At 70.0% G+C, this 25,930-nt stretch carries 27 protein-coding genes and 1 pseudogene; 16 read left to right on the top strand and 12 right to left on the bottom strand.

Annotation, left to right across the window (positions count from 1 at the left end):
• Window positions 1-91: 91 nt before the first annotated feature.
• A complete protein-coding gene (locus tag IO39_RS19245; protein ID WP_043624816.1) occupies window positions 92-1,198 on the bottom strand; it encodes a citrate synthase 2 in 1,107 nt (368 codons plus the stop codon).
• Between the two features lie 259 nt (window positions 1,199-1,457).
• On the opposite strand from IO39_RS19245, the gene pdxH reads away from it, so the two are divergent.
• Together pdxH and IO39_RS19235 are read left to right on the top strand one after the other, a co-directional pair.
• Entirely contained in the window at window positions 1,458-2,111 is a 654-nt protein-coding gene (gene pdxH, locus IO39_RS19240; protein ID WP_084773101.1) for a pyridoxamine 5'-phosphate oxidase, read from the top strand.
• Window positions 2,112-2,121: 10 nt separating this feature from the next.
• Entirely contained in the window at window positions 2,122-3,357 is a 1,236-nt protein-coding gene (locus IO39_RS19235) for an MFS transporter (RefSeq protein ID WP_043624814.1), read from the top strand.
• A gap of 46 nt (window positions 3,358-3,403) precedes the next feature.
• On the opposite strand, the gene IO39_RS19230 is transcribed toward IO39_RS19235, so the two are convergent.
• Entirely contained in the window at window positions 3,404-4,021 is a 618-nt protein-coding gene (locus IO39_RS19230) for a UdgX family uracil-DNA binding protein (protein WP_043624811.1), read from the bottom strand.
• 100 nt (window positions 4,022-4,121) lie between these two features.
• Here IO39_RS19230 and IO39_RS19225 point away from each other — a divergent pair, with 100 nt between their 5' ends.
• From IO39_RS19225 to IO39_RS19210, 4 genes are all read left to right on the top strand, one after another.
• The gene (locus tag IO39_RS19225; RefSeq protein WP_043624808.1) at window positions 4,122-4,826 is read left to right on the top strand and encodes an iron-dependent transcriptional repressor DtxR; all 705 of its coding nucleotides are present in this window, start codon (window positions 4,122-4,124) and stop codon (window positions 4,824-4,826) included.
• Window positions 4,827-4,949: 123 nt separating this feature from the next.
• Window positions 4,950-7,166, top strand: a complete 2,217-nt coding sequence (locus IO39_RS19220; RefSeq protein WP_043624805.1) for an ATP-binding SpoIIE family protein phosphatase — start codon at window positions 4,950-4,952, stop codon at window positions 7,164-7,166.
• A 16-nt stretch (window positions 7,167-7,182) separates the two neighbouring features.
• Entirely contained in the window at window positions 7,183-7,953 is a 771-nt protein-coding gene (locus IO39_RS19215; protein WP_043624802.1) for an alpha/beta fold hydrolase, read from the top strand.
• A 51-nt stretch (window positions 7,954-8,004) separates the two neighbouring features.
• Window positions 8,005-8,754 (top strand): GNAT family N-acetyltransferase, encoded by a 750-nt coding sequence (locus IO39_RS19210; RefSeq protein WP_157548602.1) that lies wholly within the window; start codon window positions 8,005-8,007, stop codon window positions 8,752-8,754.
• Window positions 8,755-8,898: 144 nt separating this feature from the next.
• On the opposite strand, the gene IO39_RS19205 is transcribed toward IO39_RS19210, so the two are convergent.
• From IO39_RS19205 to IO39_RS52725, 6 genes and pseudogenes are all read right to left on the bottom strand, one after another.
• Window positions 8,899-9,366 (bottom strand): NUDIX domain-containing protein, encoded by a 468-nt coding sequence (locus IO39_RS19205; protein WP_043624799.1) that lies wholly within the window; start codon window positions 9,364-9,366, stop codon window positions 8,899-8,901.
• A gap of 212 nt (window positions 9,367-9,578) precedes the next feature.
• A pseudogene (locus IO39_RS59645) lies at window positions 9,579-9,788 on the bottom strand (SdpI family protein); the annotation flags it as partial.
• A gap of 63 nt (window positions 9,789-9,851) precedes the next feature.
• Window positions 9,852-10,739 carry a hypothetical protein gene (locus IO39_RS19200; protein WP_157548599.1) on the bottom strand — a complete coding sequence of 296 codons (888 nt, stop codon included), beginning with the start codon at window positions 10,737-10,739 and terminating at the stop codon, window positions 9,852-9,854.
• 136 nt (window positions 10,740-10,875) lie between these two features.
• A complete protein-coding gene (locus IO39_RS19195; protein WP_157548596.1) occupies window positions 10,876-11,385 on the bottom strand; it encodes a hypothetical protein in 510 nt (169 codons plus the stop codon).
• On the bottom strand, window positions 11,337-11,663 hold the full coding sequence (locus tag IO39_RS19190; RefSeq protein ID WP_157548593.1) for a hypothetical protein: 327 nt from the start codon (window positions 11,661-11,663) through the stop codon (window positions 11,337-11,339). The genes IO39_RS19195 and IO39_RS19190 overlap by 49 nt, the downstream gene beginning before the upstream one ends.
• Window positions 11,664-11,799: 136 nt before the next feature.
• Window positions 11,800-12,903, bottom strand: coding sequence for a helix-turn-helix domain-containing protein (locus IO39_RS52725; RefSeq protein WP_157548590.1), 1,104 nt, complete (start codon window positions 12,901-12,903; stop codon window positions 11,800-11,802).
• 280 nt (window positions 12,904-13,183) lie between these two features.
• On the opposite strand from IO39_RS52725, the gene IO39_RS19180 reads away from it, so the two are divergent.
• Window positions 13,184-13,486: a hypothetical protein gene (locus tag IO39_RS19180; protein WP_157548587.1), complete on the top strand. Its 303-nt coding sequence runs from the start codon at window positions 13,184-13,186 to the stop codon at window positions 13,484-13,486.
• Window positions 13,483-13,689: a hypothetical protein gene (locus IO39_RS19175; RefSeq protein ID WP_043624786.1), complete on the top strand. Its 207-nt coding sequence runs from the start codon at window positions 13,483-13,485 to the stop codon at window positions 13,687-13,689. The genes IO39_RS19180 and IO39_RS19175 overlap by 4 nt, the downstream gene beginning before the upstream one ends.
• Before the next feature lie 7 nt (window positions 13,690-13,696).
• Here the strand turns inward: IO39_RS19175 and IO39_RS56060 are convergent, their stop codons facing one another.
• Together IO39_RS56060 and IO39_RS19170 are read right to left on the bottom strand one after the other, a co-directional pair.
• On the bottom strand, window positions 13,697-13,858 hold the full coding sequence (locus tag IO39_RS56060) for a hypothetical protein (protein ID WP_169789082.1): 162 nt from the start codon (window positions 13,856-13,858) through the stop codon (window positions 13,697-13,699).
• Between the two features lie 48 nt (window positions 13,859-13,906).
• A complete protein-coding gene (locus IO39_RS19170; RefSeq protein WP_043624783.1) occupies window positions 13,907-15,052 on the bottom strand; it encodes an acyl-CoA dehydrogenase family protein in 1,146 nt (381 codons plus the stop codon).
• A 210-nt stretch (window positions 15,053-15,262) separates the two neighbouring features.
• Here IO39_RS19170 and IO39_RS19165 point away from each other — a divergent pair, with 210 nt between their 5' ends.
• The 7 genes from IO39_RS19165 to IO39_RS19135 all read left to right on the top strand — a co-directional run bounded on the left by IO39_RS19165 (window position 15,263) and on the right by IO39_RS19135 (window position 22,473).
• The gene (locus IO39_RS19165; protein WP_157548584.1) at window positions 15,263-16,603 is read left to right on the top strand and encodes a hypothetical protein; all 1,341 of its coding nucleotides are present in this window, start codon (window positions 15,263-15,265) and stop codon (window positions 16,601-16,603) included.
• A complete protein-coding gene (locus IO39_RS19160; RefSeq protein WP_052423073.1) occupies window positions 16,603-17,385 on the top strand; it encodes a class F sortase in 783 nt (260 codons plus the stop codon). Before IO39_RS19165 ends, IO39_RS19160 begins: the two co-directional genes overlap by 1 nt.
• Before the next feature lie 142 nt (window positions 17,386-17,527).
• Complete coding sequence (locus IO39_RS54540) at window positions 17,528-18,874, top strand: hypothetical protein (protein ID WP_157548581.1); 1,347 nt, start codon at window positions 17,528-17,530, stop codon at window positions 18,872-18,874.
• A gap of 5 nt (window positions 18,875-18,879) precedes the next feature.
• Window positions 18,880-19,647: a class F sortase gene (locus IO39_RS19150; RefSeq protein WP_043624774.1), complete on the top strand. Its 768-nt coding sequence runs from the start codon at window positions 18,880-18,882 to the stop codon at window positions 19,645-19,647.
• Window positions 19,648-19,671: 24 nt separating this feature from the next.
• Window positions 19,672-20,388, top strand: a complete 717-nt coding sequence (locus IO39_RS19145; protein WP_157548578.1) for a hypothetical protein — start codon at window positions 19,672-19,674, stop codon at window positions 20,386-20,388.
• 57 nt (window positions 20,389-20,445) lie between these two features.
• Complete coding sequence (locus IO39_RS19140) at window positions 20,446-21,591, top strand: acetyl-CoA C-acetyltransferase (protein WP_043624768.1); 1,146 nt, start codon at window positions 20,446-20,448, stop codon at window positions 21,589-21,591.
• A gap of 450 nt (window positions 21,592-22,041) precedes the next feature.
• Window positions 22,042-22,473 carry a type II toxin-antitoxin system HicB family antitoxin gene (locus tag IO39_RS19135; RefSeq protein ID WP_245642061.1) on the top strand — a complete coding sequence of 144 codons (432 nt, stop codon included), beginning with the start codon at window positions 22,042-22,044 and terminating at the stop codon, window positions 22,471-22,473.
• 418 nt (window positions 22,474-22,891) lie between these two features.
• Here the strand turns inward: IO39_RS19135 and IO39_RS19130 are convergent, their stop codons facing one another.
• On the bottom strand, window positions 22,892-23,257 hold the full coding sequence (locus tag IO39_RS19130) for a MerR family transcriptional regulator (RefSeq protein WP_043624765.1): 366 nt from the start codon (window positions 23,255-23,257) through the stop codon (window positions 22,892-22,894).
• A 53-nt stretch (window positions 23,258-23,310) separates the two neighbouring features.
• Between IO39_RS19130 and IO39_RS19125 the strand changes: the two genes are divergently transcribed.
• Window positions 23,311-24,468, top strand: a complete 1,158-nt coding sequence (locus IO39_RS19125; RefSeq protein ID WP_043624763.1) for an MFS transporter — start codon at window positions 23,311-23,313, stop codon at window positions 24,466-24,468.
• Here IO39_RS19125 and IO39_RS19120 read toward each other — a convergent pair.
• Window positions 24,422-25,897, bottom strand: a complete 1,476-nt coding sequence (locus tag IO39_RS19120) for a serine hydrolase domain-containing protein (protein WP_245642060.1) — start codon at window positions 25,895-25,897, stop codon at window positions 24,422-24,424. The two genes, IO39_RS19125 and IO39_RS19120, sit on opposite strands and share 47 nt — an antisense overlap.
• Window positions 25,898-25,930: the final 33 nt, after the last annotated feature.

The raw sequence follows: 25,930 nt of genomic DNA, 5'->3' as shown, positions 1-25,930 counted from the left end.
CGTCAGGGGCCGCGCGGTAGCCGCGGGTGTGCATCAGTACGTGCCGACCGCGAATCAGGCCGACCGCGAATCAGTACGTGCCGACTGTGAGTCAGTACTTGCCGACGACCTCGTCGGCGCCCGCCAGCTCGCTCAGGGGACGCGAGGTGGGGCCGGTGTAGTTGGCGCTCGGGCGGACCAGCCTGCCCGTACGCTTCTGCTCCAGGATGTGCGCGGCCCAGCCGGCGGTGCGCGCGCAGGTGAACATCGAGGTGAACATGTGCGAGGGCACCTCGGCGAAGTCGAGCACCACGGCCGCCCAGTACTCCACGTTGGTGGCCAGCACCCGGTCGGGCTTGCGGGCGTGCAGCTCCTCCAGCGCGGCCTGCTCCAGCGCCGCCGCGACCTCGTAGCGGGGCGCGTCGAGCTCCTTGGCGGTGCGCCGCAGCACGCGGGCGCGCGGGTCCTCGGCGCGGTAGACGCGGTGGCCGAAGCCCATGAGCCGGTTGCCCTTGTCGAGCTCGCTCTGCACGTACTTCTTGGCGTCGCCGAGCTGCTCGACGCCCTCGATCATGTGCAGGACGCGGGCCGGGGCGCCGCCGTGCAGCGGGCCGGACATGGCGCCGACGGCGCCGGACAGCGCGGCGGACACGTCGGCGCCGGTGGAGGCGATGACGCGGGCCGTGAACGTCGAGGCGTTCATGCCGTGCTCGGCCGCGGAGGTCCAGTAGGCGTCGATGGCCTTGACGTGCTTGGGATCAGGCTCACCGCGCCAGCGGATCATGAAGCGTTCGACGATGGTCTTGGCCTCGTCCACCCGGCTCTCCGGCACCATCGGCAGGCCGAGTCCGCGCGCGGACTGCGCGACGAAGGAGAGTGCCATGACGGAGGCGCGGGCGAGCTGGTCGCGGGCCTCCTCGTCACTGATGTCGAGCAGCGGCTTGAAGCCGTAGGCCGGGGCCAGCATGGCCAGGGCGCTCTGCACGTCTACACGGATGTCACCGGAGTGGACAGGAATGGGGAACGGCTCCGCCGGGGGCAGGCCCGGCTGGAACGTGTTGTCGACCAGCAGGCCCCAAACGTGCCCGAACGGGACACGGCCGACCAGCTCTTCGATGTCGACGCCCCGGTATCGAAGGGCGCCCCCTTCTTTGTCCGGTTCCGCGATCTCGGTCTCGAAAGCTACGACGCCTTCGAGCCCGGGTTTGAAGTCGGACATACTCGGCCGCCTCCCTTTCTTGCCATGTTTCGGCAACGTGATGCTGTGCCTGTGCGCGGCCACTCCGGGGGTCGGTGGCGATGGTGCACTCGCTCTCCTCCCCCGAGCTCCTCCGCGCTATGTTGATGTCGAGATACCGGCGGGTCAATTTAACCGCCTCCCAGCTCATGCTCGGTCTCGGGACCCGCCGTTAGCCCAAACCCGCTGGTCGGCGGGGGTGCATGGGATCTACCACACGAGCGCGCAAGAATACCGTCTCGTGGATGCCACCCCGCGCCCGCCCTTGCTGGCGGGGCTTCGCCGTACGTACGAGGGCGAGCCTCTGCTCGAATCAGACCTCGCGTCCGACCCGATCGCGCAATTCACCTCCTGGTTCCAGGACGCGCTCGACGCCGGCCTGCCCGAACCCAACGCCATGATCCTGGCCACCGCCTCCGCGGGCGGACGCCCGAGCGCCAGGACGGTCCTGCTGAAGGGCTATGACGAACGCGGCTTCGTCTTCTACACCAACTACGAGTCCCGCAAGGGCCGCGACCTGGCGGAGAACCCGCGCGCGTCCCTGCTGTTCCCCTGGCACCCGCTGCGCCGGCAGGTGCGCGTCGAGGGCACCGTGACGCGGATCACCCACGAGGAGTCGGCCGAGTACTTCAGCTCGCGCCCCTACGGCTCGCGCATCGGCGCGTGGGCCTCGCGGCAGTCGGCGGTCGTGCGCTCCAGGGAGGAGCTGGACGCCCGCTACGACGAGCTGGCCGCGCGCTGGCCCGAGGACCCGCCGGTGCCCGACTTCTGGGGCGGTTACCGGGTCGCCCCCGTCGAGCTGGAGTTCTGGCAGGGGCAGCTCGACCGGATGCACGACCGGCTCCGCTACCGGCGGATCCGACCCGGATGGGTTCTGGAGAGACTTGCCCCTTAATGTTCCATAAGTGGCATTCGGGGATCTGGTCAAACGTCATCTGGTAGACACCCGGCCGCTGGGCGTCGCCGCGTACCGGCGGATCTGGCTGGGGCAGGCCGTGTCGCACATCGGCGTCGGCGTGACCGTGGTGGCGGTGCAGAAGCAGGTCTTCGATCTCACCCAGTCCTCGTTCTACGTGGGCCTGATCGGCATGGCCAACCTCATCCCGCTGATCGTCTTCGGGCTGTGGGGCGGGGCCATCGCCGACGCCGTCGACCGGCGCAAGCTGCTCGTCGCCGGGTCGCTCATCGCCTGGGCCGGCGCGCTGTTCATCCTGGCCCAGGCGCTGCTCGGCCTGTCCAACGTCTATCTGATCTTCCTGGCCGTGGCGCTGAACTCCACCGGCTTCGCCATCACCGGCCCCACCAGGGGCGCGATCATCCCCAGGATCATGGACGCCGAGCTGGTGCCCGCGGCCAACGCGCTCAACTCGCTCGTCTACAGCATCGGCGCGGTCCTGGGGCCGATGCTGGGCGCGGTGGTGCTGACCGGCGGCGGGTACGCGGCGGCGTACTCGGTGGACGTCCTGCTGTTCACCGCGAGCCTCTACGCGGCGCTCAGGCTGCCCTCACTGCCCCCGCTGGGCGAGGTGACCCGTCCGGGCGCCCGGGCCGTGCTGGACGGGCTCAGCTTCATCGTCAGGAGCCCGGTGCTGCTGATGTCGTTCGTCGTGGACATCATCGCCATGGTCTTCGCCATGCCGCGGGCGCTCTTCCCCGAGCTGGCCGCCGAGCGCTACGGCGGCGACATGCTGGCCCTGGGGTGGATGAACTCCGCCATGGCCATCGGCTCCGTGGCCGGCGCGCTGTTCTCCGGCTGGGTGGGGCGGGTCAGGCGGCAGGGCGTGGCGCTGTCGGTCGTCATCGCCCTGTGGGGCCTGGCCGTGGCCGCCGCCGGGCTGGTGCAGAACCTGTGGCTGCTGGTGTTCTTCATGGCCCTCGGCGGGGTGGCGGACGTGATCTCCTCGGTGTGGCGGCAGTCGATCCTGCAGCTCTACGCGCCCGACGAGATGCGCGGGCGGCTGCAGGGGGCGTTCATGGTGGTCGTGGCGGGCGGGCCGCGCCTGGGCGACCTGCGGGCCGGGGCCACGGCCACGGCGCTCGGGGTCACCGGGGCGTGGGTGGGCGGCGGCATCGCGTGCGCCGTCACCGTGCTGGCCGTCGGGCTGTCGGTGGCCAGGTTCCGCGACTACCGGGCCCGGTGACGGCCTCCCGGTCTCCTGGTCTCCTGGTCTCCTGGTCTCCCGGTCTCTAGGCGACCCTGGTGGCGGCCTGGAGATCGGCCAGGAAGCCCGCGTACGCGGCGTCCCGGTCCGGCGCGCGCAGCACCGCCGACGGATGCACGGTCGCCACCGCCAGCGCGTCGCCGAGCGGCACCGGCTCGCCCCGGTGGCGCGTCACCCGGAACTCGCGCCCCAGCAGCGACCTGGCGGCCGTCGCGCCGAGCACCACGACCACCCGGGGCCGCACCACGGCCAGCTCCGCGTCCAGCCACGGCCGGCAGGCGTCGATCTCGGCGGCCGTCGGCTTCTGGTGGATGCGCCGCTTGCCGCGCGGCGTGAAGGAGAAGTGCTTGACGGCGTTGGTCAGATAGACGTCGTCACGCGCGATGCCCGCCTCCTCCAGCCCCCTGTCCAGGACGCGCCCGGCCGGCCCCACGAACGGATGGCCCCTGCGGTCCTCCTGGTCGCCCGGCTGCTCGCCCACGAGCATGTACCTGGCCTGCCGCGGCCCCTCGCCGAACACGGTCTGCGTGGCGTCGCGATAGAGGCCGCACCCCTCGCAACGCGCCGCGGCGGTACGCAGATGATCGAGATCGAGGCGGTCGGGAAGGAACTCGGCCGCCCCGTTGTTGCCGTCCTTAACCATCGCCGGTCGTTCTCCCCATAGGGTTCCGAGAGATTCCTGTGCCCGCAGCGGACGGGCTCAGTCCCCGGCACGACCGCGTACCATTCAGTTGGGAGGAGCCTTGACCGCACACGGCCTGATCGACACGACGGAGATGTATCTCCGGACCATCTACGAGCTCGAGGAAGAGGGCATCGTCCCCCTTCGGGCCCGCATCGCCGAGCGCCTCCAGCAGAGCGGCCCCACCGTCAGCCAGACGGTCGCGCGCATGGAGCGCGACGGGCTCGTCCGCGTCGAAGGTGACCGGCACCTGTCGATGACCGAGCTGGGCCGCACGCTGGCCACGCGCGTGATGCGCAAGCACCGCCTCGCCGAGTGCCTGCTCACGCAGGTCATCGGCCTTCCGTGGGAAGAGGTGCACATCGAGGCGTGCCGCTGGGAGCACGTCATGTCGGAGTCCGTCGAGTCGCGCCTGGTGACGCTGCTCGACAACCCCACCGTCTGTCCCCACGGCAACCCGATCCCCGGCCTGGCGGAGCTGGGCGCCAAGGAGGCGGTCGAGAGCGGCACCGACGGGCTGACGACGATGTGCGACCTCGCCGGCACACGCGACACTCCCGTCGTCGTGCGTCGAATTAGCGAACAAGTGCAAAGCGATCCCGCTGTGATGCTTAAACTCAAGCAAGTTGGGATACAACCCGGACGCGAGGTGACGCTCGCGGCGAGCGACGATGGTGTACGGGTGACAGGTGACAGTGACGCGAAGGACACTCCCGCGGAGCTACCGCGCGACGTCGCCGCGCACGTTTTTGTGTCCAAGCGCTGACGCGCGCCCCACTACTTGGTTGAATCCCTCCTGGGAGGCCCTCCACTCTCCCCTGGCCAAGACTGTTGCAGGAGCGCCCGTGGTCCGCTTTGCAGACACGCCACCCCGAGGAGTGGTCTCCGGATGAAGCGATGGGGGGATCTGTCACAAGAAGCGGCTGATCACCTTGCGGCCGGGTCCGTGCTCGACCACGCCGAGATGGCCGTGGTCGTCACCGACCGTTTCAGCAATCTCCTCTATTGGAATCCCTTCGCCGAGAGACTCTTCGGCCGCAAGTCGCCTTCACGTGACGCGTCCGTCCTGTCCCTCGGGATCATGGAGAAGGACCACCCACTGGCGATCGAGCTGGCCAAGCACGTGCTCAAGGGCGGGGTGTGGGAGGGCACGTTCGACGTCAGGCGCGGCGACGGCACCATCGTCTACGTCCGCGCCCAGGCCGTGCCGCTGCGCCACACGTCGGGCGCGGTGACGGGGATCGTCATCACCGCCCGCGAGGCGCTGCGCAGCAACGAGCGGGAGAAAGACCGCTTCGGGCTGCTGGAGCGGATCGGCGAGCGGCTCGCGGGCTCCCTCTACGTCGAGGAGACGCTCAAGCGGGTCGCGGAGATGCTCGTGCCGCAGTTCGCCGACCACTGCTTCATCGAGTTGATGGAGGGCGACCGGCTCGTCCGCAGGGTCTCTCAGCACGTACAGGGGTGGACGCCGCCGTCGGGAACATGGAAGCCGGTGGGCGCGGAGATCCGCTACCCCGCCGGCCACTACGCTGACACCGCGCTCCGCCGCCAGGAGACGATCCTGGTGGAAGACTTCTCCGGCACCCGCTACCCGGCCCCCCACGAGAACAGCGCCCGCCTGTGCGGCGAGATCGGCATGACCTCCGCCATCGTCGCCCCGCTGCTGGTGCGCGGCGAGACGCTGGGGCTGATGTACCTCGGGCTGTCCAACCTCACCGACCGCCGCAGCCCCCACTACGACGCCTTCGACCGCGACTTCGTGGGGGCCATCGCCACCCGGGTCGCGCTCGCGATCGACAACGCGCTGCTGTTCGAGGAGGAGCGCCACACGGCGGAGTCGTTCCAGAAATACCTGCTGCCGCGCGCGCTGCCGCAGCTCGACGGGTTGCAGATCGCGGTGCGCTACTACCCGGCGGCCCCGCTGGCCTCCCACGGGCAGGGCATCCAGACCCAGGTCGGCGGCGACTGGTACGACGTCATCCCGCTGTCCGCCGGCCGCGTCGGCATCGTGATCGGCGACGTCGAGGGCAGGGGCGCCAAGGCGGCGGCCATCATGGGCCAGCTCCGCGCGGCCCTGCGGGCCTTCGCCCAGGACGACAAGTCCCCGGCCGACATCCTGGCCAGGCTCGACGAGTGGACCCGCATCATCGCCACCCCCGAGCAGGACGACAGCGGCGCCGACGTCAGCATCCCGCCCATCGTGACCTGCCAGTACCTCGTCTACGACGCCTGGTCCCGCCAGCTCTCCTTCGCCAACGCCGGGCACGCCCCGCCGCTGCTGCTGGTCGACGGGCAGTGCGTCGAGCTGGACATCGAGGAGGTCGGCCAGCCGCTCGGGGTGCGCGCCAAGGGCCTGCACGCCGACCTGGTCTACAAGGAGGAGACGCGCACGCTCCCGCCCGGCGCGGCGCTGCTGCTCTACACCGACGGCCTGATCGACCGCCGCCCCGGCCGTGACGGCCGGATCCCGACCGAGGCCGAGACGCTCGGGGTGCTGTGCGACAAGCTCGCCAAGATGTCCGACGCCGAGGTCGAGCGCATCGCCGACACCGCCACCGTGGCGGTGGCCGGCGAGATCGACGACGACATGGCCATCCTCGTGGTCCGCTCCAGCGACATCGACCTCGACGTGGAGGCCCGCACGTTCCCCGCCCAGCCGATCATGGTCGGCGAGGCGCGCCGCATGGCCGCGGAGGCCTTCGCGAGCTGGAACGTGCCGGAGGAGCGCGCCGAGCTGGCCTGCCTGCTCGTCTCCGAGGTCGTGACCAACGTGGTGCTGCACGCCGCCGCCGCCGGGGTGCCGCGCAGGGAGCTGGTCGTGGAAGGGCCGCCGCTGCCGTTCGAGGAGTCCTGGGACATGCCGGGCTTCGAGGACGAAGTGGTCGGCGACAAGGAGTTCACGCTCCGGCTGCGCAGGGGCGAGGAGGCCGTCTGGGTCGAGGTGTTCGACCAGGACCTGCGCCTGCCGCGCATCCGCAGCGCGGGGGAGAACGACGAGGGCGGGCGCGGGCTCTACCTCGTCGACCAGCTCGCCAGGCGCTGGGGCTCGCGTCCCACCAGGGAAGGCAAAGCCGTCTGGTTCGAGATTCCCACGCGCGGCAGGTGAGTGCTTCACTGGCCCCATGGACCTGGCCTTCGAACGACGGGGTTCCGGCCCTGCCCTGATCCTCATCCACGGCATCGGGCACCACTGGCAGGCCTGGCTCCCGGTCATCGACCGGCTGGCCGCCGCCCGTACGGTGATCGCGGTCGACCTGCCCGGTTTCGGGCTCTCGCCCGAGCTGCCCCACCGCGTGCCCTACACCGCGGAGTCGCTGGCCGACGCGATCGAGTCCTTCTGCGCGCGGCTCGGCATCCGCGACCCGGCCGTGGCGGGCAACTCCCTGGGCGGCTACATCGCGCTGGAGCTGGCCTCGCGCGGTGTCGTACGCACGGCCGTCGCCCTGTCGCCCGTCGGCTTCTGGAACCGTTCCGAGCTGCTCTACTGCCAGACCGTGCTGCGCGCCCTGCGCGCCTCGGCCCGCTCCCTGCCCTTCCACCGGCTCGTCATGACGGCCGACAACCGCCACCTGCGCGCCCTCTCCACCGCCCTCCTGGTCGCCCGCCCCTCCCGTCTCGACCCGACCGCCCTGATCGCGGCCACGGAGGCGCTGAGCCGGGCGCCGGGCTTCGACCAGACGCTGGAGTCGTTCGCCGGCCTGATGCCGCCCGCGCCGCCGAAGTCCCCGATCACGCTCGCGTGGGGCGAACACGACCGCCTCCTGCTCCGCCGCCAGGCCATCCGCGCGGCGCGGTGGTCGGGACAGCGCGTCAAACTGCTCAAGGGCTGCGGCCACGTCCCGATGAGCGACGACCCGGAACTGGTGTCCCGTGTCATCCTGCAGTCGTCGTGAGCGCGCGAGCCTTTACCATGGCGGGATCATCTGTTCTCCGAGAGGATTCGCTTGATCGGCGCTCGTGTGCACGCCTACCTCCGATCGCTGGCCGGCAGCTCGGCCCGCAGGTCAGGGCCATTCCTGCTCAAGCTCGACGACCATGACGACGCGCCCCCGTTCAACTACGCCATCCCCGACGACGACGCCGCGCCCACCGCTGACGACATCGCCGCTCTCGTCGCGGCCTTCCGCGAGCGGGCCAGGATGCCCCGGTTGGAGTACGTCCCGCAGTGCGCGCCGGAGGTGGAGGCCGCGCTGCTGGAGGCCGGATTCACGGCGGAAGGGCGCTACCCGCTGCTGGTGTGCCCGCCCCGCGAGGCCGTGGACGCGCCCGCCGATCCCGCCGTCCGCATCGGGCTCGTGACGGAGGAGCCCGTGCTCTGGGAGGTCGCCCGGGTGATGAACGCGGCCTTCGGGGCGCCGGAGGCCAAGGAGCACGACGTGGCGCGGCTGCGGCGGATCCTGGACGGCGGCGGACTCGTGGCCGCCGCCAGCACGACCACCGGTGAGGTGGTCGGCGCCGGCCAGCTCGGCATCCCGCACGAAGGGGTCGCCGAGGTCGCCGGCATCGCCGTACGCGACTCCCACCGGCGGCGCGGCATCGGAGGAGCGGTCACCCACCTGCTGACCAGGGCGGGAGCGGACGCGGGGATCAGCACCCCGTTCCTCACCCCCGGCGACGACGCCGCGGGCCGCGTCTACGCCCGCGTCGGATACCGCAAGGTCGGCGAGGTCCTGCACATCTCCCTGCCCCGGTGATGGCTCACAGCTCTTGCCGGGACGACGGACGCGCGTAGGCTCGGCCGGTGATCTACGCCTTCGATGTCGGAGGGACCATCCTCCGGATGATCGATCACCTGACGGAGCTGGCCGGCCTCGCCGCCTGATCGCCGTGGCACGGCGTCAGTCGACGCGGGGGTGCTTGCGCTCCAGGTAGTCGTTGAGCTGCCGCCACTGGGTGGGGTGGATGTCGAGAGTGGGCAGTTCCGCGGGCTCGACCCACCGTACGTCGCTGGCCTCGTCGTTCGCCTCGGGTCGGCCGCTGACCGGGCGGGCGATCAGCATGACCTCGTACTCCTGACGGACCTCGCCGTCGCTGTAGGCGACGATGTGGCCGGGGTCGGAGTAGATCCCGAGGATGCCCACCGGCTCGACGAGGACGCCGGTCTCTTCCTCGGTCTCCCGCACGGCGCACTGCGAGGGTGTCTCGCCGATCTCCATCTTGCCCATCGGCAAGGCCCACTGGCCGGTGTCGCGCCGGCGCTGCATGAGGATGCGCCCGGCGCCGTCCACGGCGAGCGTCCCGCAGGCCGGCACCAGGCTGTTCGCCTTCGGGGCGTCCGGGTCGTTCCAGTACTCCACTCGTCCCATGCCGGGCCCTTCAGATGTCCGCGCCGGACCGAGGACCGCATCAGGCCGCCGTCCACGGCACGTTCGACTGTTGATCCGTACGCTAGTCGGTCACGTCTTTCGCGGCTCGTACGCCGAGCGCGCCGCCCACGCACACCAGGGTCAGCGCGCTCACCACGGCCGGCGAGAACCAGGGTGAGCCGGCCCTCGCCGGCCGGCAGGAGCCACAGCGCCACTGCTCCCGCCAGCATGACGACGCCGGCGGCCATCGTGGGGACGCCCGCCGCCCTGTCGGCCGCGCGGAAGGCCGCGTCGCTGCGCATCGTGCTCCGGGTACGCACCCCGGCGACGCCGTTGCGGGGCAGCCGTTCGATCCGGCCGAAGAATCCCAGGGCGATCAGGACGAGAGCCGCTGCGGTGAGTAGGACGGCGACACCTTCCACCTCCTGATCGTAAGCAGGCACGTCGCCCGGGGTACAGAGCCGGTGGCCGAGGCACTCGCGCGGTCACGCCCCGGTGGTCAGCAGCGTCCGGAGTTCGACCACCGACGGGCGGGCCCGCTGCTCGGGAGGGACCGCGCGCAGCACGATCCGTGCGGTCTCCTTGATGTGGGCGCTACGGTGCTGGACCGGAAGCGCGGCCACCACCTCGGCCGCGCGCCGCATGCCCTCGTCCACGCCGCCGAGCCGCACCACGCACAGCGTCTCGTGCAGGCTCACGTTCGCGCGGTACTGGTAGTCCCCGGCCAGACGCAACACCTGGTCGCGGGCGTCGGCGGCAAGTTCCGTCCTTCCTGCTGCCGCGTGCACCCAGCTCGCGGCGAAGTGGATCTGGTCCTCTTTCCAGAAGCCCCACCGGTCGGCTTGTGAGGTCTCCGTGAGGTCTGTGAGCAGGTTGAGCTTCGCCGTCGCCTCCTGGTGCCGGCCGAGTAGGGAGAGCGCCTTCACCTCAGTCGTCAGGAAGTCGAGGTCCGCCTGCTGCCCGGTGGGCAACCGCCGCGCGGTCTCGATCATGGTCAGTACGGTTTCCGGTGGGCGTTGGCCGTACAGTCCATGTCCTGCTTCCTCGGCGCGGACGAGGAGTTGCAGGTCGAGGTCCTTGGAGGCGTCGGCGGTGTGGCGGGCGGTGCGCCACCAGCGGATCGCCGCGCCGTGGTCGGCCAGGCGGGTCAGGGCGTTGGCCTGGATGCAGGACAGCAGGGCGGCCGTCCTGTACAGGTCGGGCAGGTCGGCGGGCGCCGCCTGCTGCAGGTGCAGAGCGAGATCATGCAGGTCGATGGCCAGATCCGCGGCCACCTGCGCGGGCGGGCGCGTACGCAGGGCGTGAAGGTGATCGGCCTGGGCCGTGTTCCACTCTTCGACGCTGCGGTACGCCGGCGTGACGACGTCGATCATCCGCCGCACCGACTCGTTACAGCCGAACCCGAGGCCGACACCCGCGGCGAGGCTCAGCAAACGTCTGCGGTCCGTGTCCGCCCCCCTTCATCCGCTGAGGCTTCCGACTCAGCGTCACCGGCTGCCAGAACGGCGGTCACGCCCCGGTGGTCAGCAGTTTCCGGAGTTCGACCACCGATGGGAGAGCCCGTTGCTCGGGAGGGACCGCGCGCAGCACGATCCGTGCGGTCTCCAGGATGTGGTTGGTCCGGAGCTGGGCCGGGAGCGTGTGCAGTGTCTCGGTGGTGTGGCGGATGCCTTCGTCCACGCCGCCCTTCCGCACGACGCAAAGGTTGTGGTGCAGCAGGACGTTCGTCCGCATCTGGAATGAGTACTCGGGCGCCAGGCGAAGGACCTCCTCCCTGGCCGTGGCGGTGGCCTTCTCGTCGCCTGCGCAGCCGTGTACCCAGCTGCGGGCGAAGGGAATGGCGTCCTCCTTCCAGAAACCCACGTCGTCCCCCTTGAGGCCGCGTTCCGTGAGATCCACCAGGGAGCGCAGCGTCGCCGCGGCCTCCTGATGGCGGCCGAGCATGGCCAGCGCCTCAGCCTCCGCCGTCATCATGCGTGGCCAGGGCCGCGCGCTGATGCGCCGTGCTGCCTCGACCATGGCGAGCACGGTTTCCGGGGGCGGATGGCGGCGCCGTGGTCGGCCAGGCGGGTCAGGGCGTTGGCCTGGATGCAGGACAGCAGGGCGGCCGTCCTGTACAGGTCGGGCAGGTCGGCGGGTGCGGCTTGTTTCAGGTGCAGGGCGAGGTCGTGCAGGTCGATGGCCAGGTCGGCGACGACCTGCGCGGGCGGGCGGGTGCGCAGCGCGTGGAGGTGGTCGTCCTTGATCGTGTCCCACTCTTCGACGCTGCGGTACGCCGGCGTGACCACGTCGATCATCCGCCGCACCGACTCGTTACAGCCGAACCCGAGACCGACACCGGCGGCGAGGCTCAGCAAACGTCTGCGGTCCGTGTCCGCCCCCCTTCATCCGTTGAGGCTTCCGGCTCAGCGTCACCGGCTCCCAGAACGGCGGTTATGCCCCAGTGGCCAGGAGTGTCCGGAGTTCGACGACCGATGGGCGGGCTCGCTGCTCGGGAGGGACCGCGCGCAGCACGATCCGTGCGGTCTCCTTGATGTGGGCGCTACGGTGCTGGACCGGAAGCGCGGCCACCACCTCCGTCGCGCGCCGCATGCCCTCGTCCACGCCGCCGAGCCGCACCACGCACAGCGTCTCGTGCAGTTTCACGTTCGCGCGGTACTGGTAGTCCCCGGCCAGGCGCAACACCTGGTCGCGGGCGTCGCCGGCGAGTTCCGTCCTTCCTGCGGCGGCGTGCACCCAGCTCGCCGCGAAGTAGATCTGATCTTCTTTCCAGAAGCCCCAGCGGTCGGCCTCCGAGGTCTCCGTGAGATCTGTGAGCAGCTTGAGCTTCTCGGCCGCCTCCTGGTGGCGGCCGAGCATGCTGAGTGCCTTCGCTTCGACCGTCAGGAAGTTGAGGTGCGGCTGCTTGCCGGCGCGGATGGCGGCGCCGTGGTCGGCCAGGCGGGTCAGGGCGTTGGCCTGGATGCAGGACAGCAGGGCGGCCGTCCTGTACAGGTCGGGCAGGTCGGCGGGCGCCGCCTGTTGCAGGTGCAGGGCGAGGTCGTGCAGGTCGATGGCCAGATCCGCGGCCACCTGCGCGGGCGGGCGCGTACGCAGGGCATGAAGGTGATCGGCCTGGGCCGTGTTCCACTCTTCGACGCTGCGGTACGCCGGCGTGACCACGTCGATCATCCGCCGCACCGACTCGTTACAGCCGAACCCGAGACCGACACCCGCGGCGAGGCTCAGCAAACGTCTGCGGTCCGTGTCTTCCTCCCCCGTTTGCCGCAGGGTTTTCACCTCTGCGGGACGTGGACAGGTCTGATCATCACCATCGGGACGAAATTCCCTCTGATTCTTGTACCCGGCTATAAGACGGCCATCCGCACGCAGCACTTCGTCAAGTTTCGCGGCGACGGAGCGTGAAGGCGACCTTCTGCCGTTCTCCAGGTCGTGCAGGTGGCCCTTGCTGATATTCGCCAGATGACCTATGGCGCTCAGCGACCGCTCGCCACGCAGGCGACGGAGCAACTGCCCGAAGGTCACGTCGTCACCCATGGCTACCTCCCGTAGGACCGCGTCCTGGCGGACGTCCGCACACGTCAGCACACGAAGCGAACTGGATCTCACGCTTCGTGTTCGCCAGGCTACTCCTGGGCGGAGAAAAGGGCTTCCTCAAATCAGCGGCAACACGCCGCAAAAACAAGTCACACCCGGAAGCCACACCTGCCTGTCCGCGGGTTTTCGCGCTTGACAAAGGAGGACGCTCATGACGGAGCCGGTGGCAATACCGCAATTCCCGGGGTCCCGCGCTGACGCGTCATCTGACCGGGCCCGAATGGTGACCTCGCTTGGCGCGGCCGAGCAGTTGCGACGTGAATTGGCTCGGCTCGGCATTCCCGGCGACGTTCACGACGGTTACGGGCTCGCCCTGGTGTCGGTGTGGGCCGGTCTGGTCGTGTGGTGCGACTGCGAGCGCTTCTGGTGGCGTACGGGCTGGGACGCGGGCCGGAAGCGGGTCGTCTATGCCTGGCATCCCGTCGTCGAGCCCGGGAGGGCCGCCGCGAGGATCGCCCGCCAGTACGCGCAGGTGCGCACACTCTCATCCGTGACAGCGGGCACCGCCGGAGCTTCGTCGTGACCGTCAGCGTGGGGCAGGTGCTCAGCGCTTTCCCCGAGTGGGAGATCTACGAACTGGCCGGTGGCTGGGCGGCTGTCCGGCGGAGCCTGCTTCCCAAGGGCAGCCGGCGCTCCAACGTGCGTTGCGGGGAGACGCTGGAAGAGCTCGTCAGGCACCTTGAGGCCGAGAGCAGGTTTCCGGCGGCCGGCCAAGGTGCGGCGTGACGGGCGGCTACAGCTTGGTCTGGCCCCAGAGCATCAGCATGACGAGGACGAACACGATCACCACGCCGACGTAGCCGATGGGGCCCAGCCGGAAGGCCCGGCGTACGCGGTTGAGGCCCCAGGCGAAGAGTAAGGCCAGAAATGCCAGGAGGATCAGGCCGCCGTCCATGGTGTCCAGTATGCGGCCCGAGCCCGTCTGACGCGCGGGACCGAACGGTCAGAAACCGAAGGACCTGCCGATGATCTCCTTCATGATCTCGGTGGTGCCGCCATAAATGGTCTGGACGCGGCTGTCGAGCCAAGCCCTGGCCACCGGGTACTCCAGCATGTAGCCGTACCCGCCGTGCAACTGGACGCAGCGGTCGATCACCTTGGTCTGCAGCTCCGTCGTCCACCACTTGGCCTTGGCGGCGTCCACGGCGGTCAGCTCGCCGGCGTTGAGGGCGCGGATGCACTTGTCGACGTAGTGGCGGGCGATCTCCGTCTCGGTGGCCAGCTCCGCCAGCACGAACCGGGTGTTCTGGAACGAGCCGATGTTGCGGCCGAACGCCTGGCGGGTCTTGCAGTACTCGATCGTCTGCTCCAGCACGGTCTCCGCCGCGGCCACCGCCGCCACGGCGATCGACAGGCGTTCCTGGGGCAGGTTGTGCATGAGCTGGAAGAAGCCCTCGCCGTCCTTGGGGCCGAGGCGGTTGGCGGCGGGTACGCGGACGTTGTCGAAGAACAGCTCGGCCGTGTCCTGCGCCTTCATGCCGACCTTCTCCAGGTTGCGGCCCCGGCCGAACCCCTCCATGCCCCGCTCCACCACGATCAGCGTGATGCCCCGGGCCCCCGCGTCGGGGTCGGTCTTGGCCACGACGACGACCAGGTCGGCGTTGATGCCGTTGGTGATGAAGGTCTTCTGGCCGCTGACGACGTAGTGGTCGCCGTCGCGGACGGCGGTGGTCCTGATGCCCTGGAGGTCGCTGCCGGCGCCCGGCTCGCTCATGGCGATCGCGGTGATCAGCTCGCCGCTGACGAAGCCCGGCAGCCAGCGCTGCTTCTGCTCGTCGTTGGTGAGATCCACCACGTACGGGGCCATGACGTCGTTGTGCAGCGAGAAGCCGAGCCCGCTGGCGCCGTTCCTGATGATCTCTTCGACGATCACCGCGTTGTAGCGGAAGTCCTTGATGCCGGCCCCGCCGTACTCCTCGAGCACCGAGAAGCCGAACATGCCCAGCTCGCCGGCCTTCTTCCAGACCTCGCGCGGGACGATCCCGTCCTTCTCCCACTGGGGGTGGTGCGGGACGACCTCGCGGGCCATGAATTCGCGCACGGTGTCCCGGAAGAGCAGGTGCTCGTCGTCGAAGAGGTCTCGCTGCATCGGTCGCCTCCGGCTTGCAGAATTCCATTCTGTTACCGACAGGTATACCCGTTGGGGCAGGGCGTGGACACGGGTTCATCACAAGTGCTGGAAGATGCGGAGTTCGGCATGTGTTGCGGGTGGTTTGGACTCTAAGATCTACCCTCGGTCTATTTGTGGGTGATCGGAGTCTCCGTGAGTCGGTGGCGCAAGGCGTTCATCGCCGCATCCGTGAGCATGGCGGCCAGTTCCGCCTTCATCGCGACATCGTCGCTCCCTGGCCAGGCCGCCGAAACCTCATTGGTGGCGGAGTACCGCTGCACGGGGGGTATCGCCGGTGGCGGTGTGGATCTGAAGGCTCGTATGACTCCACAAATCACGTCCGGCACCCTGAACATCCGGTGGGACATGTCCTACGAGGGGCTTGCTCGGTTCGGCTCTCCCGGCCGCTTCGCCGCAGGCTCCCGGCTCGACCTTGACGGAGCAGTGAACATCAAGGGCGCTTGGGGCAACCAGCTCCAAGTCGTGGGCGGCAAGGACCAGGCAGCGCTGCAACCGGGCACCCCTCTGGAACTCCCGGAGGGGCTCTCCCACGGTGCCAGCATTCGTGAGCCGGGCAAAGTCGAGCTCAGGCCCGGCGCGCTGACCATCAGATTCACACCGGCCGTCGGCGAGTGGGTGGTCAACAACGACAGCGATGCCATCACCTATGACGGTGGTTGGACGGAAGAATCCACCGGTGAGGAGTTCGGAGACCACCTCAACGACGTGCATAAGACCAGCACGAAGGGCGCGATCGCCAAACTGACCTTCAAAGGCACCAAGGTGTCCTACATCGCCCGCCGAGGGCCTGGGCTGGGTCCGGTACGCGTGCTCATTGACGGCGAGCCGGTCACCCCGCAGCAGATCGAACCGGGGAAGAGCCCCGAACCACCTGGCCTGCCTCTGACGGGAACCAAGGCGCAGGAGGTCCTCTGGGAGAGCCCTGCCGGTAGCCTCGAATACGGTCCCCACGTGCTTGAGGTCATCAACGACACAGACGCTCCCGCCTACGTGGACGCGTTCAAGGTGGCCATCGGGAAGCTCGAAGAGCCGCCGGTTCACGACGAGACGAAGTGTGAGCTGACGAAGGACCCGGGGGTCATCGAGGTCACTCTTCCCAATGTTTCCCCGAGTCCGACCGACGAGCCCACGGACACGAATTCACCCGACCCCAGTCCCACGGATTCGACCGACGACCCCGACCCGAACAATCCGAACCCGGACCCCAACGACGACGACCCCACCTCTCAGGCCACGGTCGGTGGGGAGCACGTCAGGGTGGTTCCGCAGGCCACGAGCTCGACCACGCCGTCCTCCACGCCCACGAGCACCGGCCCCACCGCGACCAAGTACTACCGCGCCCAGGTGGCCAGGACCCCTAGCGGTGGTGTGGACACCGGGGTCGCGCCGGACGAGGACGAGCATCCGTACGGGCTGATGGCCGGCGGCATGGCGGTGGTCATCGGAAGCGCGGGCAGCGGGCTGCTGTTGCGGCGGCGGCGCGCCGAGCACGCGGGAGGAGCGCACTGATGACCGAGCAGAAGACCCCGATGCAGAAGGCGCTGCCCGGACTGCTCATCGCCGGCTCGCTCGGCGGCGTCGGCCTGGTGATGGTGAGCCTGCTGTCGCTGGCGCCGCCGGTGGACGACGGCTCCACGCCGCTCGCCGCGCCCCAGGCCGCGCCGAGCACCGTGGAGATGGCGAACGCGGGCGCGTTCAACCTCTCGCCCACCGTGGGCCCCGGCGGCAAGAACGCGCCCCTGACCCCGGCCCGCCTGGACGCGCCGCCCCCACTGGCGGCGCTGCCGATCGTGCCGGCGATCCCCGAGCCCAAGACCAAGGCCGCCAAGGCCACGACCAAGCCGACCCGCATCAAGATCCCCAAGATCAAGGTGAACTCGGTGCTCGGCACGGTCACCATGGACAAGAAGAACAACCTGACCACGCCCCCGCTGAGCAAGCCCAACCGGACGGGCTGGTACAAGTACTCGCCCGTGCCCGGTGAGGTCGGCCCGGCGATCATCAACGGGCACGTGAGCACCCGCTCGGGCCCCGCCGTCTTCGACCGCCTCCGGGAGCTGGCGAAGGGGGACCACATCTACGTCTACCGGTCGGACGGCAAGGTCACCCGGTTCACGGTCAGCGGGATCGAGCAGGTCAGCAAGAACTCGTTCCCGACGAAGCGGGTGTACGACAACACCACCGGCTCCGAGCTTCGGCTCATCACGTGCGGCGGGGTCTACAACAAGAAGACCCATCACTACACGGACAACATCATCGTGTACGCCACGTTGTCGAAGAAGAAGGGTTGAGGGTGAAAGTTGTGGCGGATTTGGCCGTTTACGGGAAGTTGACAGGGACAGTTCGTAGGATCTCTACCTAACCGTGACCAACGGCTGGAATTCTGGCACGACTGTTGACACTGTCTTGTGAAACGGAGAAGGACCCGTGCTTATGTCCCAGGTGGGGCGCCGCCTCGCCCGTAAGACGTCCGCGTTGGGGCTCGCCAGTACGCTGGTCCTCTTTGTGTGCTCGGTCCTCACGCTGTCATCCCCGGCCCAGGCCGCCGCGGTGGTGGACAAGACGATGGAGGTCACCTACACCTGCGCTGCGGGTGGTCCTTTCGCGGCTGCCGACGTGAAGGTTACGATTTCGGCGCCTGAGACGGTGACGCCCAGTGGCACGGCTCCCATTAAGTGGACGTTGCCCGCGTTTACCGTGTCGTCATCATCGCCGCTCACCCAGGGCACTCAGGTGGTGATCGAAGGCAACGTTGTAGTCGGGGGCGGCGGCACGCCTACAGCTTTCCAGGCGAAGCACACCGGTACAGTTCAAGCCGGTGGTAACACCTACACACCGTCCCCTACCACCATGCAGGCCAATGTGACGGCACCGGCGACGGGTGGTCCGATCACGGTCACGCCCGGCACTGCGGCCAGCACTCCCAAGGGCCTGAGGCTCACCGCGACGCCGAGTGGCGGCCCGGCCACGACCACCGAATGCACCTTCAAGTCGGCCACGCCTTCGACGGGCCTGTCGATCGCAGTCCAAGCTGGTGGCGGTAACAACACCGGTGACGACGTGGTCATGTATGAGTGCACGCTCGCCAACAGCGCCACCGACACGAACTACCCGGCCGACGTGGACATCAAGGTCGCCATGACGACCCCCACGAACGCCACGGCCAACGCCGACGCGTCGATCACCTGGACCGGCACCTTCGAGACCACCGGCGACCCGCTGATGATCCCCACGGGCTTCCCCACCACCAGCCCCAAGCTCTTCGCCACGATCAAGGCGAGCGGCGCGGGTGTCCCGCAGACGGCGACCGGTGAGGCGGCGCTCCCGAACGTCACGGTGAACCAGGAGCTCACGACCCTCCCCAGCGTCACTATCAAGATCAAGCCCACCACGACCGGCACGGTGACGCTGACCGCGGGTGACCTGGCTTTCGGCGCCTCGGCGACCTCGCCCTTCATCAAGTGCACGGCCGCCACCGGCACGAATCCCAAGCAGTTCACCTTCACGGTGACCGCCGGTTCGACCAGCCCGAGCGCGAGCCCCAGCCCCACCCCCACGACCACCACCCCCCGCCCCACCACCACCCGCACCTCCACGGTGACGGTCACCCCCAGCAGCAGTCCCACGCGGAAGTCCCAGACTCCCAAGGCCGGGGCGGACACCGGGGCCGGTGGGATGATGGGGCCTGATGGGCGGCTGTTCATCCTGACCGGCGCGGGTCTGATCGCCGCTGCCGCGGTGGGCGGGCTGCTCATGCGTCGTCGTTCGATCAAGGGCTGACCGCCGTGTCGGGCTACTATCCGTACGGCGGCGCCCCCGCCCCCGTCCCCCCGCAGCCGCCCGAGGACCGGGGCAGCACCGCGCTGCGCACCGTCCTGATCGTGGCGGCCATCGCGGGTGTGGTGACGGTGGTGGCGGGCCTGCTGATCGTCTTCAGGTCGCCCCAGGAGTACGGCCTGCAGAGCAGCAGGGACACCCTGAACCTGCAGGCTCAGCCGAAGCAGACGACGCAGCCCGAGCAGGCGTGGTTCCAGGCGCCGGCCAACGTGCCGCCGCCGCTGCCGCAGATCACCCCGGCGCCCCCGATGCTGCCCTCCACCCCGATCAGGATCGTGATCAAGCGGCTGGGGATCAACGCGCCGATCAAGTCCGTCGGGCTGCGGCGGGACGGCACGATCGAAGTGCCCCCGTCGAACAACGCCAACCTGGTCGGCTGGTACCGCAACATGTCCACCCCGGGCGAGGTGGGCCCGGCCGTGCTGCTCGGGCACAAGGACACCAGCACGCGGCCGGCCGTGTTCGCCCGCCTGCCGGAGATCAAGAACGGCGACATCATCGAGGTCAAGCGCCAGGACAAGACGACGGCGGTGTTCACCGTCGGCGGCGTGGAGCAGGCGAGCAAGAAGACGTTCCCGACCCAGCGCGTGTACGGGGAGCAGCAGAACGCCCAGCTGCACCTCATCACGTGCGGCGGCGACTACGATCGCACCACCGGGCACTACACCGACAACGTCATCGTGTACGCGACGATGACGAGCTCCTATCGAAGCTGACGCGCGGAGGCGGGCATGGGCTGGATGGCGAAGCGGAGACTGCGTACTGGCCCCACGGCCGCGCTGCCGGCCAGGCCGGACCCCGGGGAGCTGCTGCGCATCGTCCAGCTCGCCGACCCGGGCGCCAGGCGCGACGGCGACGAGATCGTGGCGGTGGACGTGCGCGTGTGCGCGCCCGTGGAGGCCGGCGCCGACCTGACGGGCGGGGAGCTGGAGACGGCGTGGGCGGTGCGGGTGGCCGCCGAGGGGCCGCTGCCGCTGGACTTCTTCGACCGCTACCTGGCCGAGGGGCTGGCCTTCCGGCTCGGCGGCCTGGCGGTGTGCCGGGGCGAGGTGAGCGATCCGGCCGACGACGGCGGCGAGAGCGGCCCGGCCGTGATCCTGCCGGTGCGGCCCACGGCCGAGGAGCTGGCGCCGCTGCTGGAGCAGCAGGAGGAGGAGTTCGCGTTCGCGGCGGGCGACATCAGGGCCGTGCTGGTGCCGCAGAAGGGGCAGCCGCCGGCCGTGCAGGAGCTGCTGCCCTTCGCGACCGAGCTGACGGCGATCGAGCTACGCGGCGGCGAGCCGGTCAAGCTGGGCGCGCTCGCCCTTGAGCTGGCCGAGGCGCTGAACGGCATCGCCGTGGACCGCTGGCGCTTCCGGATCGACGCGGCGGAGGACCTGGTGGCCCCGGGGCAGCCTGATGCTGAGGAGGACGCGGTGGAGGAGGGCGTACCCCCGGCGGAGCCTGCGGCCGAATGACATTCTGTTGTACTCTGCCCCTAGTAACCGAATAATGCTCGGTTTCCAGGAGGCACTGTGGCAGAGGCGTACATCGTCGGGGCGGTCCGCACCCCGGTCGGCAAGAAGAAGGGCGGCCTTTCCGCCGTCCACCCCACTGACCTGGCCGCTCACACGCTGAAGGCGCTGATCGACCGCACCGGCGTCGACCCCGCGGCGGTCGAGGACGTCATCATGGGGTGCGTCATGCAGTTCGGCCCCCAGAGCATGGACATCGCGCGGAACGCCTGGTTGTCGGCCGGTCTGCCCGAGACCACCGCCGGCGTCACGATCGACCGGCAGTGCGGCTCCTCCCAGCAGTCGATCCACTTCGCGGCCCAGGGCGTCATGTCCGGCACGCAGGACCTGGTCGTGGCGGCCGGCGTCGAGTCGATGAGCATCGTGCCCATGGGCTCCTCGATCACGGCCGCCCTGGAGAAGGGCATGCCGTTCCCGTTCGGCGAGAAGTGGGTCGAGCGCTACGGCAAGCAGGAGATCTCGCAGTTCCGCGGCGCGGAGCTGATGTGCGAGAAGTGGGGCTACACGCGGGACGTGCTGGAGCAGTACGCGATGGAGTCCCACCAGCGGGCCGCCAAGGCCATCGCGAACGGTTACTTCAAGGACCAGATCGCGCCCATCAACGGCGTCGAGGACGACGAGGGCCCGCGCGCCGACACGACGCTGGAGAAGATGGCCGGGCTGAAGACGCTGAAGGAGGGCGGGCAGATCACCGCCGCCACCTCCTCGCAGATCTCCGACGGCTCCGGGGCCGTGCTCATCGCCTCCGAGCAGGCCGTACGCGACCACGGGCTGACCCCGCGCGCCCGCATCCACCAGCTCGCGCTCATGGGCGACGACCCGGTCTACATGCTGACGGCGCCGATCCCGGCGACGCAGAGGGCGCTGAAGAAGGCCGGCATGTCGATCGGCGACATCGACGTGGTCGAGATCAACGAGGCGTTCGCGCCGGTGCCGCTGGCCTGGATGCACGAGCTCGACGCCGACCCGGCCAAGGTCAACCCCAACGGCGGCGCCATCGCGCTGGGCCACCCGCTGGGCGGCACGGGCGCGATCCTGATGACCAAGCTCCTGCACGAGCTGGAGCGCACCGGCGGCCGGTACGGGCTGCAGACGATGTGCGAGGGCGGCGGCCAGGCCAACGTCACCATCATCGAACGGCTGTAGCCAGGGCGCGAGCGCCGCCCCGGGCGTAACGAGGGGGCGGCGCTCGCCTGACTACCATCCCGGTAGTTGCTTCATCTGCCCTTGGAGGGGATGCGGCGCGGCGGCGCGATGGGCCGCTGCGGCATCTTGGGCATCGGCCGCACGACCGGCAGACCGGGGCGGCTCTTCTTGTTGCTTGCACGGACGAACATACGAAGCTCCTCTACGTAATTCGGGGACGCGGCTCCCTCACGGGAAGGCCGCTCTGCGAGCTCAGCCGCGTGCCGCGTCACATGACCGGACGGGGGACAGGGCTTGCGTGCGAATTACAGGTAAAGGCGCATGCCCAAGAGGCTAGGGGGACGCCGGGCACCCCTGCAACCGATTAAGCGGGGTATCGGCCCTTCGTCACGTCAAGTACGTCGTGTACTTGACGTACTTGCTGGTGAGTGGCAGCCTGAAGGTGAGCCGATGGAGGTGCGGTCGCAGATGGCTGTTCATTTCGATAGCTACACCGATGCCCGCGCGCATCTGAAGGTGCTCTTGGACGCGGCCGAGCGAGGTCGGGTGGCAACGGTGCGGCGTGACGATGCTTGCGCTGCGATCGTCGATGTCGAGCGCCTGCGTCACTTCCTGGCGGCGGTCACTCCCTCGCGTGCGCAGGTGGTGCCCGAGGACGGCGGCTGGTCCATCATGATTCCCGGATTGCCGATCGCGGCGGACGGCCGGACCTTCAACGAAGCCGTCACCGAGATGATGGCAGCGCTGCGCGAATACGCCGAGGATTGGCAGGACCATTTGCTCGACGCGCCGAACCACCGGGAAAACTGGGGGCTGGTGCAGCTGATCAGTCTTAGCGACGACGGCCAACTACGTGAGTGGCTGGTGGGGAAGGCCCGGTGACCTGGCCCCAGCCCACTCGTGCGGATCATGATCGGTTCTGTCGGCTTGAGGGCTGGCGTCCCGTGCGGAACGCTCGTGGGGGAACAGGCACCCATCACGTCACCTATGAGCTGGATCTTCCCGATGGGCGGATCCTGAGGACCCGGGTATCACACCCGCCTGATCGAAGCACCTATGGCAAGAGCATGTGGGGCCACATTCTTCGGGATCAGTTGCAGGTGGACGAGGCAACGTTCTGGGCTTGCGCCAAGGATGGTGCCGTACCTGATCGCGGAACGCCTAAGCCGCCTGTGAACGCTCTGCCCGCTGATCTTGTTCATCTGCTGATCTCGAGGGTGGGCCTGAAGGAAGCTCAAGTCGCGGAGATGGACAAAGAAGAGGCTCTTGCCAGGTTGCGACAGTATTGGACAGAGGACGTCTAAGGCCATACAGACGGCCCGGCGGCCGCGATCACCTGGTTCAGGGCCCGGCGGGACTCGTTCAGGGCGTGCATCGCCTGGTCGATGCGGTCGCGTTCGGCGCGGAGGCGGCCCAGAGCCTCGGGGCAGGTGGGCGCCAGGCGCCCGGCGCGGGCCTCCACGCAGGGCAGCAGGATGGCGATGGTCGAGGTGCTGAGGCCGGCCGCGAGCAGGCAGCGGATGCGGTGCACGGCCTCCACGTGGGCCTCGTCATAGTCCCGGTAGCCGCTGGGCAGGCGCGCCGGGTGGAGCAGGCCCTGCTCCTCGTAGTACCGCAGGAGCCGCTCGCTCACGCCCGTGCGCCGGACGAGCTCGCCGATCCGCATCCCCACCTCCACGGCTTGACTCTCACATACATGTGAGACTTTAGCGTGCCCGCATGAAGAAGAGTCTGCTGGTGCCGGCCGTGCTCATGGTGAGCGTGTTCGTGGTCGGCACGTCCGAGTACCTGATCGCGGGGCTGCTGCCCCAGGTGGCCGCCGACCTGGGGGTCTCCGTGTCCACGGCGGGGCAGGCCGTGACGGCGTACGCGCTGGGTGTGGTGGTCGGCGGGCCGCTGGTGACGGTCGCGACGGTGCGGCTGCCGCGCAAGGGGCTCGCGCTGGGGTTGCTGCTGCTGTTCGCCGCCGGGAACGCGGTGTGCGCGGCGGCCGGGTCGTACGAGGTGCTGATCGCCGGGCGGGTGCTCGCCTCGCTGAGCCACGCGGCCTTCCTGACCCTGGCGCTGATGGTGACGACGCGGGTGGTCGAGCCGGGCCGGGTCGGGACGGCCATCGCCGCCGTCGGGTCGGGCTTCTCCGTGGCGACGCTGCTGGGCGTGCCCCTCGGGGTGCTGCTGGGGGAGGACGCGGGGTGGCGGACGCCGTTCGCCGTCTTGACGGCGCTGGCGCTGGCCGCGACCGCGCTGCTGGCCGCCGTGCTGCCCCGGCAGAGCGCCCCGGCCACCGGCGTGCGGGACGAGATCGCCACCGTGCTGGGACGGCGGGTGCTGGTCGTGATCGCCACGACGGCCGTCGGGCTGGCCGCGACCTCGACCGTGTTCACCTACCTGGCGCCGGCCCTGACGGAGATCACCGGGTTCGGGGCGACGGCGGTCTCGACGCTGCTGCTCGTCTACGGGGCCGGCAGCCTGGTCGGCGGGCTGGTGGCGGGGCGCCTCGCCGACCGGTCGCTGCCCGCCACCCTGCGCGGCACGTTCGCCGGGCTCAGCGTGGTGATGGCCGTCCTCCCGTTCGCCGTGCCGTGGGCCGGGCCCGCCGTCGCGGCGGTGCTGGCGCTGGGGCTGCTGACCTCGGCCACCACGCCGGTGCTGCAGAGCCTGGTGCTGCGGCACGCCGGCCGGGCGCCCACGCTGGCGGTGTCGGTGAACGTGTGCGCCTTCAACATCGGCATCGCGGCCGGGTCGGCGCTCGGCGGCGGGCTGGTGGCGGCGGGCGGGCTGCGCTGGCTCGGGCTGGCCGCCGCCGCGCTGAGCCTGGCCGCCCTGGCCATCAGCTACGCCGCCGTCCCGCGCCGCGAGCCCGTCCCCGCGAGCTGACCGGCCCGCCGTGGGCCGGGGCGCGGAGGGCGCGGAGGGCGCGGAGGGCACGGAGGGCGCGGAGGGCGCGGAGGCGGGCGGCCGCCACGCCCAGGCCCGCGAGCGCCGCGACCAGCACCGTGACCGACAGGGGCGCGGGAAAGTACGTGAGCTGCGCCCACGTGACCGTCCGCCCGTTCACCAGGATCGACGTCAGGTCCGGATAGGCGGCCAGCACCGCGACGGGAACGAGCGCGGGCACCAGCCGCGGCGCGATCCGCCACCACGGCCGCCCCGACCGCCGGGCCGCCCAGCGCCGGGCCCGCACGCCGCCCAGGACGCCCAGCCCGGCCGCGAGCAGCGCGAGCGCGGCCAGCACCGCCTCGAAGAGCTGCCGGTCCGCCCCCGGCCCCTCCGGCGTCCTGCCCTCGGTGAGCGCGGTCAGGCCGAGCATGACGTCGTAGGTGGGGTCGTACAGGGACGCGCTGTTGGTCATGACCGCGATGCCGTAGCCGGTCTTGGGGGACAGGGCCTGCACGGCGTTGTACGTGAACAGGTTCCCCGAGTGCACGAGCTGCCCCGACTCCTCGATGCCCCAGCCCATCCCGTACGGGCGCAGCTCCGACGGCCGGCGCATCTCCTCCAGGCTCTCCCGCTTGACCAGCGGCCGCCCGTCGCCCGCCTGCGCCGTCAGCCACTTGCCCAGGTCGGCGGCCGTGGTGATGACCCCGCCCGAGCCGCCGCCGTTGAGGAACCCGTCGAGCTCCGGCCGGGGCAGCCAGGCCCCGAAGAGCGAGTTGTAGCCGTGGGCGGGCCTGATCTCCCGGTCGGAGACCGCGCTGGCCGTCATGCCGAGCGGCCCGAACACCCGGTCGCGCAGATAGTCGCCGAACGACCGGCCGCTCGCCACCTCCACCAGCCGGGCGGCCAGGTCGTAGTTGACGTTGCAGTACTCGTAGCGGGCGCCGGGGTCGGCGGCGAGCCGGGAACCCGCCAGGCGGGCGGTGTAGTCGGCCGGCGAGGTGGCCTCCTCGGTGGCGGCGATGTCGACCGTGCGGTCCGACAGGCCGGAGGTCTGGTTGAGCAGCTGCCGTACGGTGATCCGCGCCGCCCGCGGGTCGGCCATCCGGAACCCGGGGAGCTGCGCGGCCACCGGCTCGTCCAGCTTGATCCTGCCCCGCTCCACGAGCGTCATGACCGCCATGGCGGTGAACGACTTGCTCACCGAGGCCACCCGCATCGGGGTGTCGGCGGTCACGGGCCGCCCGTCGGCGTCGTGCCCGTACCCGGCCGCGTGCACGACCTCGTCGCCGCGCGTCACGACCACGGACATGCCCGGCACCCCGGTCGACTCCATCGCCTGCCGGAGGTAGGCGTCGATGGCGGCGGGGGTCGGCTCGGGAGCCGGGGCCGGGGTGAGGGTCAGGGCGAGGGCGAGAAGGAGTTTCACGGGGAAGAACCTAGGAATCGGGGCCCTGTCCCC

It is taken from the genome of Nonomuraea candida, assembly GCF_000725485.1.
GTDB lineage: Bacteria > Actinomycetota > Actinomycetes > Streptosporangiales > Streptosporangiaceae > Nonomuraea > Nonomuraea candida.
The sequence above is the reverse complement of the archived record's forward strand: the minus strand, read 5'-3'. Positions and strand labels throughout refer to the sequence as shown.